The following is a 16,840-nucleotide window of genomic DNA, read 5'->3' on the forward strand; positions in this document are numbered from 1 at the left end:
CTCCAGCTTAGGAGCGTTTATATTTACGTTGGGTCAATAGCGTCGGGTCCGCGCGCGAGCGCTTCCGGTCTGCCGAGAAAACGGGACTACTGGTGAACCGTCCGGGATTTCGAGTGGGGGCCAAGTGCGCTATCGAGGTCGATAGGCAATATGGCATCAGTAAGCTGAGCTCGCATATGGGGGACGCAGAGATACTCGCGGGGATCGTGAGGTGATCCCCAGAGCCGCATCGTCGCCAAAACAGCAGGAGCTGCATGGAGCATGTTTATTGCGGGGGTCGCGTTCGTGTTTATCTTCGGCGGAGCCTTGCTCGGAATTTTCCTGCGCAATGTCTTTCCCGAGCACCATCTCAATTCCGACACAAGGGATGTCGTTAGGGTAGGAACCGGTTTGATTGCGACGCTCTCGGCGCTTGTTCTTGGCCTTCTCATAGCCTCCGCGCAGAGCGCGCTGTATACGCAGAGCAACCAAATCAAGAATATTACCGCCAACGTCATTTTGCTCGATAACATGCTCGCGCGTTCAGGTGCCGATGCACAGCAAGTGCGTGCTTTGCTACGAAGTGCCGTGCAGAGTCTCGTGGATCGAATTTGGCGGGAACAAGATGGAGTTTCGACAAAAGCTGCGCCGTTCGAAGCCACAGCCCAGGCCGACCTCTTCTTCGACAGTTTGCTCAAGCTCACCCCGCACAATGACACTGAACGCATCACGCAGACCAAGGCCATTCAGCTCGGTATCGATTTGGCCCAAACACGGGTCCTTTTTGCACAATCGTCTTATTCCATCCCAGGGCCGTTCGAAAACGTACTTGTTTTTTGGCTTACGGCCACCTTCATCAGCTTCGGGTTGTTTGCGCGTCCAAACGTAATCATCGTGGTGACGCTGTTCGTCTGTGCGCTGTCGGCATCAACGGCAATTTTTCTCATAGTCGAGTTGAGCCATCCCTTTACTGGTCTGATGGCAATCTCGAGCGAACCGTTGCTGAGCGCGTTGGCCCCATTGGATCGGTAGCTTAAGGAACGCAACGATTTCCGCTTCGGAGTCAAGCGCGTCGGTTTGACCCTCTGCCGGTCACTTCCGGTCTCCCCCTAACTCCGGACGTACCGCAGCATCGCCCCGTATATGGACCCCGCCCGATTGCAACGACTGGCTTGATCAGGATCGACGGCCACAACTGCTGACGTATATCCGGCTTCTTGATGCGGCTGGACAACGTCTCCGCCGCGAGCCTCGATGGTTTTCGCCCGCTTCCACCTCAACGGCCCCGAGACATCGGCGCAAGCCGTGCCGGTCCACACATCAGGTTCGGGAAGCGACGGGGTGACCGTTTCGCCATCTCCTGCCATTTGTTGCAATTGCCGGTGAGACCTCCTTTCCTTGATTGCCGCTTCGCTTCAGGCCGCCTTCACCGAAAGCGCCGGCTCATAAGCCGCGCCGCCTGTGAGCATAGCCCACACGATCCGCGCGTTCTTGTTGGCAAGAGCCACGGCCGCGACATTGGGATGGCGCCGTTGCCGCATCTTGCCGAGCCATAGGCTTCGCGGATCCTGCTTGCCATTAGCACGGCTTAAAGCGGCGCGAGCTCCGTGAATCATCAGCGTCCGCAGGTATCGATCCCCCCGTTTGCTGATGCCGAACAAGCGGGCCCGCCCTCCACTGGATCGCTGCTTGGGTACCAGACCAAGCCAAGCCGCGAACTGTCGGCCGTTCTTGAAACAGCTTCTATCGCCCACGGCGGCGACCAAGGCTGTTGCTGTCACAGGTCCGACGCCTTCGATTTTGCCGAGCCGCTGGCACTGCTCACTCGTACGGAAGATTTCCCTTATCCGCCGGTCATAGGCTGCAATGCGGGTATCAAGCTCGGACAGCTCCTCTTGCAGTTCCCTCATGAGCGCTCGGAGCATCTCGCTGAGGTCGTCATTGATGTTTCCTACGATGACCGCGAGGCCACGCCGCAGCTGCGCGATGTCACGGGCAATGACAATCCCATGCTCGGACAGAAGACCGCGAATTTGATTGACGAGCCTGACTCGATCGGCGACCAGGCGCCGGCGAATGCGGTGGACGGCCTGTACCGCCAGCTGATCGGTTGATTTCGGTGGCACGAAGCGCATGGACGGACGACCGACCGCTTCGCAGATGGCTTCCGCATCGTTCTGGTCGTTTTTGTTCGACTTGACGTATGGTGTCACGAACTGAGGGCTGATTAGTCGGACCTGATGGCCAAGCTCCGTGAGCACGCGAGCCCAATAGTGTGCCCCGTTGGAAGCCTCCATGCCGACCAGGCAGGCCGGTAAATTGGCGAAAAAGCCGGCCACCGCATCGCGACGTAACCTCTTTCGCACAACGACTTTCCCGTGGTTGTCGACGCCGTGAACTTCGAAGACATACTTCGCCAGATCTAGACCTATCCGAACGACCTGCATAACATCCTCCTTCGCTGCAGTTGACGCTTGAGATTCCACCGCCGCAAGGGCGGGGTCCATACCATTGGCTCCGGGTTGGCAAGGAGAATCTTCACTTGCAGCCTTGGTCGGAGCAGCCATGTGTTCGGCCTTCTTGTGCGGTACTCATGACCGCTGGCCATAATGCCCTCCGCGGATCAGGTCCCGATCAAAAGCACGCATTCGAAGATGCCCTGGCCCATGTGGGTTGTCCTGATCGCCGGATCGACCGGCGCTGCATTAGTGCTGTTCGCCGTTCCAACCGTTACGTTACAGCCGGATGACCGGCTGTGATCTCGTTCACGCCGTAAAGCCGGCGGGTTCCTTGTAGGGTTCGTTCCTGGCCATCATCGCCCATGCCATCCTGGCGAGCTTATTGGCGAGTGCGATGGCTGCGACCTTGGTGGGGCGCCGTGCCAACAACGCAGTGAGCCAAGGCCGATGGCTTGTGCCATGGATCTTGGCATAGCGGATCACGGCGCGTGCGCCCGCTGTGAACAGGCTGCGTAAATAGCGATCGCCTTGCTTGCTGATACTGCCAAGCTTGTCCTTGCCCCCACTCGAGTTCTGCTTCGGCACAAGCCCGACCCAGGCCGAGCAGTCCCGCCCCGATCGGAAGCCTTGGCATCGGCAACGCTCGCGACTAGCGCCGTTGTCAATGCTGGACCGACGCCAGGGATCGCATCCAGTCGCCTGCTCGTCGCGTTTGATCGATGCCAGGCAATAATGCGCCTATCAAACTCCAGGATCTGAGCCTTCAGTGCCCGCAACTGACTGCCGAGAGCCGCAAGACACGCGCGGGCCACCTCCGGGAGCCGGCGGTCAGCTGGATCGGCGACGACTTCCAACAGCTGTTCGACACCCCTGCGCCCGACGGGCGCAACAATCCCGAACTCGGCCAGATATGCGCGGATCGAGTTGATAACGGCAGTCTGCTGACGAATGAAGAGATGGCGCACGCGATGAAGCATCAGACAGCTCTGTTGTTCGATCGTCTTGGTCGGCACGAACCGCATGTTGGGCCTTGTGACCGCCTCACAAATAGCCTCCGCATCGGTGCTGTCGTTCTTCTGCCGCTTGACATAGGGCTTCACATAGGCCGGTGGCATCAGTCGCACCGTATGCCCCAACGCCTGCAGCTCGCGGGACCAATGGTGCGATGAAGCGCAAGCCTCGATCCCGACTAGGCACGGCGGCAACTTCTCAAAGAAGGACAGCACGAAACGGCGCTTGAGCTGACGGCGTATGACCACCTGGCCGGCTGCATCGACGCCATGCACTTGAAAGACCGACTTCGCGATATCCAGACCCATCGTTGAAATTGACTGCATAGGCTGCTCCTCCGAATCGTGGGAGCCTTAAACGGCGCCCATTGTTTGGCACTCTCGTGCCCGTGGAGGAGCCGTCCACATGGGGTAATCGCGGGAGCGAGTCGCCCCTCAAGCCGGGTCAACCGACAATGGAAGCTGGTGGCTGTTCCCCGATAGGATGGAAATACGGGCTCACGACCGGACGCCGGGCCCAAGCATCGAATGGAGAACAGCCATGGAAGAATATATCGGTCTCGACGTGTCGATGAAAGAGACGTCAGTCTCGATCCGCCGAGCAGGTGAACGGATCTGGCGCGGCAAGTGCGCATCTGATCCCAGAATCATAGCCGAGCTCATCCGCAAGCGGGCGCCATCCGTGAAACGCGTCGTATTCGAGACCGGACCGCTGTCGGTGTGGTTCTATCATTCTCTGCGCGCCGAAGGCTTGCCGGCGATCTGCATCGATGCGCGCCATGCTAAAGCGGCGCTCGATATGGCGGCGAATAAGACGGACGCAAACGACGCCGATGGCCTGGCGCAACTCGCGGAAGTCGGCTTCTTTCGTGAGGTGCGTGTGAAGGGATTCGACAGCATGCTGACCCGCACGCTTGTCGCAGCGCGGACGCGGCTGGTCCGAATCACTACCGAGCTTTCCAACCAGATCCGCGGCGTCATGAAAACCTTCGGTCTGGTCGTTTCTGCCGGAAAGGGAAGCACCTTCGAGAAGAACGTCCGGAGCCTTCTTGCCGATCAGGACGGACTTGCATCGATCGTGCTTCCGATGCTGGAAGCCTGGCGTGGCATTCGCATCCGCGCCGCCGAACTCGGACGCCAGTTGGTCCAGGACGCGCGCCAGAGTGAGGCTTGCCGCATCCTTATGTCCATTCCCGGCATCGGTGCGATCACCGCAACCGCCTTCACAACAGCCATTGAGAGGCCGGACAACTTCAGGAAATCCCGATCTGTTGGCGCCTGGATCGGCCTGACAACGCGCCGCTACCAATCCGGAGAAGTCGATTATGACGGCCATATATCCCGACGGGGCGACCACCATTTGCGAGGGCTTCTGTACGAAGCGGCTGCGGTCATTCTGACGCGCAGCTCAACCGACAGCACTCTGCGCACGTGGGGTCTGAAGCTCCGGGAGAGGATTGGCTTCAAAAGAGCTGCCGTGGCCGTGGCGCGCAAACTGGCGGTTATAATGCATACGATGCTTAAGACTGGCGAACTCTTCAATCCGAATGCCGGAGCCACCGCATAAGCCCGATCGCGTTCAGAACCCGAACGCCCAAGGTGTCCCTGCCGAGACGTGAGCCGAGCCATTCCGCTGATGCTGTTGCACTGCTGACTCAGCAAAGTGCGTCGTCCACATTGAAGGCTCGTCCTGCGAAGCTCCCTCATGCGGCGGCTAATGCCGACCGCGAAGACAACCATGCACCCGGCAGTGTCCCCTGAACGAAATTATATGCTTGACGCCTCAGCAGCGATTAGACAACAGCATCAAAAGCGGCCAATCGGCTATCCGTCGTGGCGCCCATTTTTGTTTGAAAAAACTTGGTTCGCCTCTTCAAAGCGGCGGACGGCGCGCTCAAGATCGAACCGTCCTTCAGGAGGGTTTCCGGATCCCACTGGCTTCTATGCGTGGGGTCGAGAATCGCCCCCATACACATGAATCGCGCCCGTCAGGCGGGAATGCCAATGTGTGCCGCCTTGGTTTTGCATTTCGCCGAAGGCGCCTGAGTCGTCTCGTGACGAGCCGTTTCAGGTCATTTCCCCGACCCGAATCGATGCCGGCCCGGCCTGATGTCCGCGAAAGAAGCCGTATGCAAGCTCTGCCCGATTGCCGGAAAATTCAGTTCGGGTATGCTTTGCCGGTTAACCCGCGCCAGTTTGCTTTTCCCAGAATAAGTACGACACAGGAGGTAGCATGGGCCACAGATATCAAACCATCCTTGAGACGGTCGGCCATACACCCGTCGTGCGGATCAATCGTCTCGCTCCCACGGGAGTCAATTTGTTCGTGAAGGTTGAGGCCTTCAATCCGCTCGGCTCGGTCAAGGATCGGCTGGCTCTGGGCGTGATCGAAGCCGCAGAGAAATCCGGGGAGCTGAAACCTGGTCAAACCGTCATCGAGGCGACCAGCGGCAACACGGGAATTGGACTTGCGATGGTTTGCGCCGCCAAGGGGTACCCGCTGGTGGTCACAATGGCCGAGCCCTTCAGCATCGAGCGCCGCAAGCTCATGCGATTTCTGGGTGCGAAGGTCGTCGTGACGCCTGCGGCCGATCGGGCCATTGGAATGATCAACAAAACGATCGAGCTTGCCAAAACGCACGGCTGGTTCATGACGCGGCAATTCGAGAACGAAGCCAATCCCGACTTCCACTCCAAAACCACGGCGCTCGAGATTCTGGACGATTTCGCAGGAGAACGACTGGACTATTGGGTAACCGGTTACGGAACCGGCGGCACACTGAAGGGTGTTGCGCGGGTGCTCGCTAAGGAGCGCCCCGACACCAAGATCATCGTCTGCGAGCCCGAAGAAGCGCAGCTCTTGGGCAGCGGTATCGAGCAGCAGCGGAACCCGGATGGCACGCCGGCGGCGCCACATCCGGATTTCAAGCCACATCCAATGCAGGGCTGGACACCTGATTTCATTCCGAAGCTGACCGGGGACGCCGTTATGATGAAGGTCATCAATCAGATTCTGCCGATTCCCGGCCCCGATGCTATTCGATGCAGCAAGGAGCTTGCGACCAAGGAAGGCATCTTTGTCGGCATCACCTCGGGCGCAACCATGGCGGGTGCGCTGAAGGTCGCAGCCCAAGCAGAGAAGGGCGCAAATATTCTTTGCATGCTGCCTGACACCGGTGAACGTTATCTTAGCACACCACTCTTCGCGGATGTCTCTGCCGACATGAACGAGGAAGAGCTCAAGATATCGCGCTCCACGCCGACTGCCCAGTTCAAGCCATAGTTGTTCGGGACGCAATCCTGCACTGAATCAGCTGAAAGTGGACATCACCGCATGACTTGGTTGGATCAAAAAGCCGCCGTAGTACGGTGTCTGCGACATGTCCGGTGTACTGCTGATCGCGACTGAATGGCGGAGATCGTAGGACGCCTTGAATGGGCCAAACGCAGACATTTCGTGCTTTTCTCGCACAGATTGCTAACATGACACGGCGCTAGACCTTCGGTATCGCCCCTTAGCGAGAAAGCTCGAAATTTCGGAGGGTGAGAGGATGCCATCTTTCCGAAACCCCGCCGTTCAGTGAGTTCATTGATGCTGGCGACCACGATCTCGTCGGCTCGCTTTAAGTCGTCCATGCGAGCGGGTCGGCACACGACAGCCATTTTCGAGTCCTCCTTCGGGATCAGCACGCCAGACCAACTATAGAACCGGGCCGCAGCGTAGCGGCCTTCCACTGACATCCTGAACCAAGATGAGAGGGACGAAATGCCCTCACCTGGATCAGGCCAGCGGCCGGATGTTCTGATTCATGCGGAAGAAATTGTTCGGATCATACTTAGCCTTGATCTGCTGCAGACGCCGGTAGTTCGGTCCATATGCGGCAGCGACGGGATCGCCCACCTCGTCATCGTCGAGATAGTTGACATACCGACCGGAGGAGAAGAAGGGTCGCATGCCTTCGTAGGTTTCGCGTGCCCAGGAGATGCATTGCCTCGTATCGTCCGGCTGCATCCATTGCGCGAGTACCAGGAAGTTGTAGCCTTCTTGCCGATGCGGAAACGCCGTATCCCTTGCATCGACACGGGCCGCCGCGCCGTGGATGTGTTCGAGAAGCAGCTGCCCCATGGGCGTCGGGCAGCGCGCGAAACATTCGATCATGGTCGCAATCGCACCATCACTCAGCTCACTGAGGAAATTGGACTTCCAATAGTTGAGGGCGCCTCTGGGGTAGTTGGCATCGAGCATGCTGTTGAGCTGGCAATAGGGCATCGGCCCGATTGCGTCCACGATCGGAGCCCCGAATTGTTTCAGCGGCCGCACGGCTCGTTCGGCTTCCGCTGCCGGACCGCAATGGCTGGTGACCAAGGCAGCTACCTCTGCGCCGGACCCGTCGGGCGCGTGCGTCAGGGTTGCGAACAGCGTGTGCTCGTCCGGTAGCGATCGCGTGCTGGCCCGGAAGAATTCGAGCACGTCACGGGAGCGATCGATAGAGTAGACGATGGGGCCGCCGGTAATGATTGGCCCTACTGCATGAAGGTCGTATTCGAGACTGGTGGCAATCCCGAAGTTTCCGCCGCCGCCGCGGATGGCCCAGAACAGATCGGGTTCCTCTTGCTTGCTAACCTGCAAGACCTTGCCATCGGCGGTGACGAGTTCGACAGCGCGCAAATTATCCAATGCCAGGCCGTACTTGCCCATCAGCCAGCCGAGTCCTCCGCCGAGGGTCAATCCGGCGATACCCGTGGTCGAGACCACACCTCCGGTGACCGCGAGGCCGTGAAGTTGCGTCTCGCGATTGACATCGCCCCAAGTCGCCCCGCCCTGCGCGCGTACGGTTTTGCCGACAGCATCGACATGGACGCCCCTCATTGGGGACAGGTCGATCATTATCCCGCCGTCGATGGTCGCGCGTCCCGCGACGTTATGGCCGCCGCCACGAACCGCGACCTCGAGGCCGAGCTTGATCACAAGAGCGACGGCGTCCACGACGTCGGCCACACTGCGGCATCTGGCAATCAACGCTGGCCGTTTGTCGACCAACCCGTTGTGGACCTTTCTCGCCTCCTCGTAGCCCTCGTCCGTTGGCTTGAGCAGTTGTCCTCCGAAGGAGGCGCTAAGGTCGGCGGCGGCGCTCGCGACAGATGTGATGGACGACATGACACGGTCTCCTCAATTCAACCCGCTATATCTTCAATCGGCGGCCCTCTCGGAGCAAACCTGAAGAATTCAGGTGAAGATGAATTGGTTTCATCTAGACTAGCCGCATGCACAAGCTGCCGCCCCTGATCGAGCTCCGCGCTTTTGAAGCTGCCGCCCGCCATCTGAGCTTCAAGAAGGCCGCGGCAGAACTCGGCGTGACGCCAACCGCGATCAGCCATCAAATCGTGCTGCTTGAGCAGTATTGTGGCCGCGCTCTGTTTCGCCGCAGACCGCGACCTCTTTCGCTCACCGATGCCGGAGCGCGGCTGTTTCCCGCCATTCGCGGCGGCCTTGAGGTGTTTGCCGCCGCAATCGCGGCCGTCAGGCGGGATACCGACCAACAGCCTCTTCGGGTGACGACAACGAATGCTTTCGCCAGCCGCTGGCTCGTGCCCCGCCTGCCCGCGTGGCGGAAGTTGCATCCCGATGTGCCGCTGGAAGTCATCGGCACGGACACCGTGCTCGATCTGCACGCCGGCGATGGCGATGTCGCCATTCGTTATGCGACTAGCCGAGTACTGCCGACGGACGGGATCATCAATGATCTCTTCAGCGATACATTCTGGCCCGTCTGCAATCCACGTTTGCTTTCAACGGGACGCCTGAAGAGACCAGTCGACCTCGCAAACCACGTTTTGATTCACTCCTATTGGTCGCCGGCCGATCGTGAGCCGCCCACATGGCAGAGATGGTTTGCCGTGGCCCAGCGCAGGTGGCGCGAAGTGCCCCAATTCAAGGATATGCAGCACTTGAGTTTCCGGGAGGAACTGCACGCCATCGAGGCGGTGATCGCGGGGCAGGGAGTCGGGATTTTCAGTGATGTGCTCGTCGCACACGAACTCGCCGCCGGTACGCTCGTGAAAGCGTTCAAGTTGAGCTTGTCTGGCTATAGTTTCCATGTGGTCAGTAGGCCAAGCCATCCGCGCGCGAAGACCATCCGAACCTTCTCAGAGTGGTTGCAGTCAAATGCTTAATTCGCTTCTTCTGCGCCTTCGAAATGTTTGCTCGGCGTCAGAATGCGAAGAACTCAGCGTGGGCAAATCTCGTCCGCTGTGCCCGACTAAGCGGACCTCGATAAGGCGTGCGCCGATTTCGCTTCCGGGTTCATAAGCAGTCATTGCGAGTTTGGATCGGTTTTTGAATGCACCGACCCGCACTGAATGAAACGGTGCGAGCGAGAGCAAGTGCGGTGCGCGAGAGCCCGGTTGAGCGTTGGACCCGGGGTAGCCTGGATGACCCACATTGGCGCGGAGTCGTGGCGGCGCCAGCGTGGACCGGCGATGCGCAGATGCGGAGGAACAAATGTGAGCCGGCGAAGAGCTGAACAAACTGCATCACTTCAACCGATCGAGGAGCGCCTTTGCGTCTTTCAGGTCCGAAGTACCTAACCCCTCGGTGAACCAATTGTAAATTGGCGCGAGAATGTCGCGTGCCTTCCGTTCATGGTGTTCGGCTATTACCCGGGCTAACGCTGTGGCGGAACGGAGCTCAAAAAGTCTAGCTCCCTGCTGGCGGGCCGTTTCTATGGCCTTGGCCAGGCATTCTTCTACCATGTCAGTAGGTGCGCCCTCGCACTGAAACAACAAAGCGTCCAGCCGATCCATTTCCGCCGCGAGATAGTTTTCGCCAAAACTCGCGCAATGCGCTCGCGCGGCTGACAAATAGGACCGCGCCGCCACGGCGTGACCTTGCACGAGAAAACTCTCCGCCAAGCAGATCTCGGCGTGGGTAGTGTGCAGGACGGCTCCGGTTTCGTACCATCGCCTCACGCCCTGTCGCAGGAGATTCAGGCCGCCCTCGAAATCGCCGAGCTGATGAATTGCCCAGCCTTTGCATCGCTCACCGAGAGCCAGCCATTGGGGCATGCGGTGCTCGCGCGCCGTCTCAATGGCTTCCGATGCGAAGCGGGCCGTTGCCGCAGGCTCGTGCTGTGACTGAGAAACGTGCGCGGCAACGCCGAGCGCCCAGGCAAGGCTGTGCGCGTTATTTTGCTGGCGCGCATGCGCTACGGCCGCCTCAATCAGCCTCATCCCGGATTCGGGGAAACCCATCAAGATTTTTACCTGCCCGCCATAGGCTCGGCAAACCATACTTGGATGCTCGCCATAAATCGCGAATTCGCCCTCCGGAATTGTGTCGGCGATAGTCGCTCCCTGAGCAAGCATTTCGGCGGCCTCTCGGAATTCGCCTGCAATAAGTAGCGAGTAGCCAGATGCCCGATGCGCCACGGCGAGTTTTGCCGGATTCCCGTCTTCTTCTGCCAAGCCGACCAAGTCTCTTGCCAAAGCCGCCGTCCTCGGAAGCGGCTGGCGCATCAGGCTGGAATTCCATGCGATCCGTTGCGCGGCGAAGCGACTCTGCGACTCGTCGAGCTTGTCCGAAAGTTCCTTGGCCCGAACAGCACACTCCTCCAAACGTATCGACCCAAAGCCGTGGACCGCGATCAGGGATACCGCGAGAGCAAGCATCAGACCCAGCTCACGCTCATCGCGCTGATGGCTCGGCGGCAGCTTTCCCACTAAATCGAGCGCGCATCCGAAATGACCGACCGCCTCGTGATGAGCAGATCGGTCTGCGCTGCGCGCTCCGGCGCGTCTCCAAAACTCGATCGCGAGATCGACCAGGCCTGCCTGGGAGTAGTGATGAGCTAAAGTCTCTGGCTGCGCCCCGATCGTCTCCTGGAATTCTTGTTCGAGCACCTTGGCGATACGGGCATGCAACTCCTGGCGTTGACTGCGTAAAAGAGTGCCATAAGCCGTGTCCTGCACCAGGGCATGCTTGAACAGGTAGGTCGCACGCGGCGGCGCGCCCTGCCGGAACAGCAAGCCAGCCGCAATGAGACGGTCCAACGCCGATCCCAGCTCTGGTTCGCGCTGGCGCACCACCGAAGCCAGCAGGGCGTAGGAGAACTGGCGCCCGATCACCGCCCCGACCTGCGCCACCTCCTTGGCCGCGCCGAGCCGGTCGAGCCGCGCCATAAGCGACGCGTGCAGGCTTGCGGGGACCGCCAGCGCCGGGGGCGGAACCGCGCTGGCTGTCCGCCGCGCTTCGCCCTCGCCCTCCGACTCCATCACAGCCTTGGTCATTTCCTCCACGAAAAGGGGAATGCCGTCGGTGCGCTCGATGATATCCTGCCGGATGCTTGCCGGCAGACCCTTGTTGCCGACAAGATGCTCGATTATGGCATCGATGTCGCGCTGACCTAACCGATTGATGGTGAGGGCGGTCACGTAAGACCGGCCGATCCAGGGTGGATTGAATTCCGGCCGAAACGTCACGCTCAGCAACACGCGCAAGGTCGGAATCTGGTCCACCACCCGACCAAGCACTTCCAGACTCGTCGGGTCGATCCAGTGCACATCCTCGAAGATCATTAGCACCGGATTCGCTCGCACTAGCGTCTCTAGTTGGGCGGCGAGTGCTTCCAGCGTTCGTTGCCGGCGTTGCTGCGGTGTCAGCTCGATCACCGGATAGCGGTCATCGTTCGCGAGCGACAGCATCTCGGCAAAGAGTGCCGCGTCCTGGGCTGACGTCGAAGTCTGCGCGAGCAGTGCGTCGAGTTTGTCGAGCTTCGCTTGCGGGGAGTCGTCGTACGCGAGTCCGGCGGCACGTTCCATCTGGTGGATGAAGGGATAGAGCGCGCTGTCGGTATGCTGTGGAGAACAGAAATAGCGCAGGCGCGTGTGCGGCTCGCCGGCAAGGCGTTCCAAAAGCGCAACCGTGAGCCGCGATTTGCCAATGCCGGGCTCGCCCGAAAGCAACACGACTTGGCCTTCGCCGGCTTTTGTCTTCGACCAGCGCCGTAGCAGCAGTTCGAGTTCTTCTTCCCGCCCGATAAGTTCCGTCAGCCCGGTCGCGTGAAAAGCCTCGAAGCGGCTTTCAACTGAAGCCGGTCGCAGTGCCGCCCAGGCATTGGCAGGCACCGGTATGCCCTTCAGATCCTTTACTCCGAGGTCCTCAAGCTCGAATAGATTGCCGAGCAGCTTGCGGGTATTTTCGGCAATAACGACCGTGTTCGGTTCTGCAATGCCCTGCAAGCGTGCCGCATGGTTCGGCGTCTCGCCAACGATTGCCTGCTCCTGAGCAGAGCCCGACCCGATCAGGTCGCCGACCACTACTAGCCCGGTGGCAATGCCGACCCGCGTCTGCAGTACCGCCCCGGTCTTTTGATTACTTACGGCACTCACCAACTCCAGCCCCGCGCGTACCGCTCGCTCTGCGTCATCTTCGTGAGCCTGCGGGTAGCCGAAGTAGATCAGCACGCCGTCGCCCATGAACTTCGCCACGAACCCGCCGAAGCGGCTCACAGTTTCGGCGACGCAGTTCTGATACGCCGAAATTACTTCGCGCAGGTCCTCCGCGTCCATGCGGGCGGAGAGCGCCGTCGACCCCACAAGGTCCGAGAACATCACTGTGACTTGGCGGAACTCGGCGGTATCGTTCGGTTGAAGAGTTGCAGCAGTAGGCTTGGGTGTTCCGTTGTCGACGCCATCCAGTTCGGCTATCGCACGTAGCATCTTGCGGCGATGGCCGAGCAAGACCCCGAGGTCCTTAAGATCCTGATCCGTCAAATCGCGGAGCACGCTGAGGTCGACACCGTTTTCGGCAAAGCGTTCGGCGTACTCGGACATGCCGAGCTTTTTAAGCCAGTCCGCAACTTGCTGCATGGCGGCCTCGCGCGGATTGTTTGCCCCGACCCAGCTTCGGGACCGGGGCGACAGTTGGCGTGTCAATCCGCATACGCGCGGCCAGTTTACCGCCCAGGATGGCCGGCATTCAATCTACCAATGGAGCCATCAGGGGCCGAAATGACAAATCGGGTCGAACTGAGAAGAACTCGGTGCGAGCACCACGTTGTCGGCTTTGCCGATGAACGCGGACATTTTACCTAGCCGGCGGCATGTCTCAGAAGAGGCCAGAAGGCGACGCTCGACCCATAAAATGCGCCACAGAGTAGTTCCGACCTACCCAAAAAATCACCCTAAATTGATGACGCTGTTCCGTTGTATGCTGCTCTGCACACTCGGGAACGCCGCTTGTTAACAATCATTGATTCTTTGTTTTGTCAGTGAGCTTCGAACACGATCGCCTTATAGCCGATCGTCATTGAAGGCGTGAGGCTTCAGGATGTCGGCGAACGCCCACAGTCTTTCTTCGTCGAATGTCTCTTTGGGTCATTCGCGTCGGTTTGGCGCTCGGATGCAAACTTCCGGTCTACCCCTGTGAGCCGAAATAAAGCTGCAGCACGCCAACGGAAGCGATGGGCCAAAGGACTAAACCGCTCGCGCGGTAGGGCACTGCGGCGGGCGTCGGGGCCAATGGGATAGCGCAACGGGGCGTCCTGTCTTGAGATCGAGGGGTTTCGACAACCTCACTCAAGACAGGAGCATCCCCATGACCGACCAGGCCATGAGCCCGTTACGCCGGCGCATGATCGAAGACATGACGATCCGCAAGTTAGCGCCAAAGACCCAACAAGGCTACATCCGCACCATCAGGGATTTTGCTGCGTTCCTCGGCCGGTCGCCCGACACGGCGAGCTTTGAGGACGTCCGGCGCTTTCAGCTGCATCTGGCGGCGAACGGCGTGCACATCCCGATACTCAACCACACCGTGGCTGCATTGCGGTTCTTCTTCAGGGTCACACTGAGGCGTTCCGACATCATCGAGCACACGACGTTCCTCCACGAGCCCCGCAAGCTGCCGGTCGTGCTCAGCGCGGAGGAAGTGGCGCGGCTGCTCGATGCCGCGCCGGGCCTCAAGTACAAGGCGGCTCTGAGCGTGGCTTATGGCGCGGGTCTGCGCGCCGCCGAGGTGATCTCACTCAAGATTGGCGACATCGACAGCAAGCGCATGGTCATCCGCGTCGAACAAGGCAAAGGACGTAAAGACCGCTACGTGATGCTGTCTCCACATCTGCTTGAACTGCTGCGTGCCTGGTGGAAGGCTGCGCGACCGCAGGGCTGGCTGTTCCCGGGGCGCGACCGCGTGCAGCCGATGACGACGCGCCAGCTCAATCGCGCCTGTCATGCCGCAGCCCAAACAGCCGAGATCGACAAGCGCGTCTCGCTGCACACCTTGCGGCACAGCTTCGCCACCCATCTGCTTGAGCAGAACATCGACATCAGGGTGATCCAGGTGCTGCTCGGTCACGCCAAGCTCGATAGCACGGCACTCTATACCCGCGTCGCCACCAAGACGATCCAACAAGTCATAAGCCCGCTGGAGCATATCGCCCGCAAGGTCGAGAGGGCTGAGCCGCCCGCCTGACGCGAGGCTCCTCGTGTCGCGTCCATCGCTGGAGGTCGCGGACATCTTCCGCGGCCACGGCCCGGCATGGCGCCGGGCCAATGCCGGCCATGTCAGCCTCAGCCAGTTGAAGGTGATGTCGGCGATCGAGAACTGCCGCACGGCAGCTCTCGGCGGCCATGTCGCGCGCTGCGAGGACTGCGCCCATAGCCAGATCTCGTACAACTCCTGCCGCAACCGGCATTGCCCGAAGTGCCAAGGTGCCGCGGCAAAGAACTGGCTGGCCGCGCGCGAAGCCGATCTGTTGCCGGTGCCGTACTATCACGTGGTGTTCACGCTGCCGGCGGCCATCGCCGATATCGCCTACCAGAACAAGGCTGTGGTCTATGGCCTGCTGTTCAAGGCTTCGGCCGAGACGATGCTGACGATCGCCGCCGATCCGAAGCATCTGGGCGCCCGGATCGGCATCACCTCGGTTCTCCATACCTGGGGCTCGGCCATGACCCATCACCCGCACGTCCACATGATCGTGCCGGGCGGCGGCATCTCGCTCGACGGCGAGCGTTGGGTGGCGTGCCGGCCCGGCTTCTTCCTGCCAGTGCGCGTGCTCTCGCGCCTGTTCCGGCGGCTGTTCCTGGAGAAGCTGATCGTGGCCCACAAAGCCAGCCATCTGAAGTTCTTTGGTGATCATGCCGTTCTCGCCGACCCGCAGGCGTTCGCGGCATATCTGGCGCCGCTACGACGATCCGAATGGGTCGTCTATGCCAAGCGCCCGTTCGGCGGACCACAGGCCGTGCTGGCCTATCTGTCGCGCTATACCCACCGCGTCGCCATCGCCAACAGCAGGCTGATTGCGGTCGACGGGCACAGCGTCACCTTTCGATGGAAGGATTATCGCGCCGAAGGTCGCGACCGCCGGAAGGTCATGACACTGGCCACCGCCGAGTTCATCCGCAGATTCCTGATCCACGTGCTGCCGCAAGGCTTCCACCGCATCCGCCACTATGGGCTACTCGCCAGTGGCACGCGCGCCGACAATATCGCACGCGCGCGTGAGCTGCTCGCCGTTGCAATCCCTGACGGCCAGCCCACCGCTGCCGCCGCCGGTCAAACCAAGCCGAGTTGTCCATGCTGCGGCGGTCGCATGGTCCTCATTGAGGTCTTCGAGCGCGGTGCCACGCCGCGGTATCGGCCGACAGCTCCAACGATCGTGATCAGGGTCGACACCTCATGACCGCGTCTCTATCCGGCAAATCTGCTTGTCGTACTCGCCGGCTCTCCACCGGCCACGGAAAAGCGCGCCAAGACATAAAGCTGCCGCCCCAAATCGTTCGGCAGTTCACGACGTTCCACCCGACTCGCCGCTCATTCATGAGCCGCTTTACCGCAGGCGAACTTGCTGAACCGGCTCAGCTCCAATCACACACCTCAGCCGCGGCACTCAAATCCCCATAGCCCACGCCGCGCCACCTACGTGCCCACTCCCGCGGTTTCCTTGTATGGGCTTTTGTCAAGGAGGCGGCATTTCAAGAGGCGATAGGTCGGCGCATCTTTTTTCCTTCGTCACTTTCTTTGTTCGATCTGAGAGCCGTTTCTTCGTCCCGACCCGCACTTCGCTTGCGCTGGCGCGCGCAGAAGCTGTCAAGGTTGGCCGTCGCGCGAATCTTACGACAGGCTCCACCGTTGCCAGGCCACACCTTGACAGCTTCGAGCACGACGGCACGGTTGGTGCGATCGGGATGACGATCGGAGGGGAGCCCGCTTGCGGGCGCGATCAATCGCGCCACAACCTTGTATCCGGTGGGTCCAAGGACCCGAACCATGATGCAGTCGTGCGCATCGGCAGCGAAGCTCCGAAGCGGCGGACCCATTCTCCCTTTCGGCATTGAAGCCAAGGAAACGCGTCGGGACCCCGCCACCTCGAACCGTCATCGGCGATACCG

General features: G+C 60.3%; 9 protein-coding genes and 1 pseudogene. 6 read left to right on the forward strand and 4 right to left on the reverse strand.

Going from position 1 to position 16,840, the window contains the following annotated elements; genetic code table 11:
• The first annotated feature begins 261 nt into the window (after positions 1-261).
• The gene (locus tag IVB07_RS08180) at positions 262-1,011 is read left to right on the forward strand and encodes a hypothetical protein (protein WP_247488653.1); all 750 of its coding nucleotides are present in this window, start codon (positions 262-264) and stop codon (positions 1,009-1,011) included.
• Between the two features lie 383 nt (positions 1,012-1,394).
• Here the strand turns inward: IVB07_RS08180 and IVB07_RS08185 are convergent, their stop codons facing one another.
• Positions 1,395-2,426 carry an IS110 family transposase gene (locus IVB07_RS08185; RefSeq protein ID WP_247296495.1) on the reverse strand — a complete coding sequence of 344 codons (1,032 nt, stop codon included), beginning with the start codon at positions 2,424-2,426 and terminating at the stop codon, positions 1,395-1,397.
• Between the two features lie 318 nt (positions 2,427-2,744).
• Positions 2,745-3,775: pseudogene (locus tag IVB07_RS08190) on the reverse strand (IS110 family transposase).
• Between the two features lie 214 nt (positions 3,776-3,989).
• Here IVB07_RS08190 and IVB07_RS08195 point away from each other — a divergent pair.
• Together IVB07_RS08195 and cysK are read left to right on the forward strand one after the other, a co-directional pair.
• On the forward strand, positions 3,990-5,015 hold the full coding sequence (locus tag IVB07_RS08195; RefSeq protein ID WP_247454925.1) for an IS110 family transposase: 1,026 nt from the start codon (positions 3,990-3,992) through the stop codon (positions 5,013-5,015).
• A 666-nt stretch (positions 5,016-5,681) separates the two neighbouring features.
• Positions 5,682-6,731, forward strand: coding sequence for a cysteine synthase A (gene cysK / locus IVB07_RS08200; protein ID WP_247395172.1), 1,050 nt, complete (start codon positions 5,682-5,684; stop codon positions 6,729-6,731).
• 498 nt (positions 6,732-7,229) lie between these two features.
• Here the strand turns inward: cysK and IVB07_RS08205 are convergent, their stop codons facing one another.
• Positions 7,230-8,606, reverse strand: coding sequence for an FAD-binding oxidoreductase (locus tag IVB07_RS08205; RefSeq protein WP_247454456.1), 1,377 nt, complete (start codon positions 8,604-8,606; stop codon positions 7,230-7,232).
• 107 nt (positions 8,607-8,713) lie between these two features.
• On the opposite strand from IVB07_RS08205, the gene IVB07_RS08210 reads away from it, so the two are divergent.
• Entirely contained in the window at positions 8,714-9,622 is a 909-nt protein-coding gene (locus IVB07_RS08210; RefSeq protein ID WP_247395174.1) for a LysR substrate-binding domain-containing protein, read from the forward strand.
• 360 nt (positions 9,623-9,982) lie between these two features.
• Here IVB07_RS08210 and IVB07_RS08215 read toward each other — a convergent pair whose 3' ends face one another.
• On the reverse strand, positions 9,983-13,315 hold the full coding sequence (locus IVB07_RS08215) for an adenylate/guanylate cyclase domain-containing protein (protein ID WP_247767581.1): 3,333 nt from the start codon (positions 13,313-13,315) through the stop codon (positions 9,983-9,985).
• Positions 13,316-14,042: 727 nt separating this feature from the next.
• Between IVB07_RS08215 and IVB07_RS08220 the strand changes: the two genes are divergently transcribed.
• Together IVB07_RS08220 and IVB07_RS08225 are read left to right on the forward strand one after the other, a co-directional pair.
• Complete coding sequence (locus IVB07_RS08220) at positions 14,043-14,918, forward strand: site-specific integrase (protein WP_247369502.1); 876 nt, start codon at positions 14,043-14,045, stop codon at positions 14,916-14,918.
• A gap of 13 nt (positions 14,919-14,931) precedes the next feature.
• Positions 14,932-16,131, forward strand: coding sequence for an IS91 family transposase (locus IVB07_RS08225; RefSeq protein WP_247369504.1), 1,200 nt, complete (start codon positions 14,932-14,934; stop codon positions 16,129-16,131).
• The last annotated feature ends 709 nt before the right edge of the window (positions 16,132-16,840 follow it).

The organism is Bradyrhizobium sp. 172 (assembly GCF_023101065.1).
Taxonomy (GTDB): Bacteria; Pseudomonadota; Alphaproteobacteria; order Rhizobiales; family Xanthobacteraceae; genus Bradyrhizobium; species Bradyrhizobium canariense_D.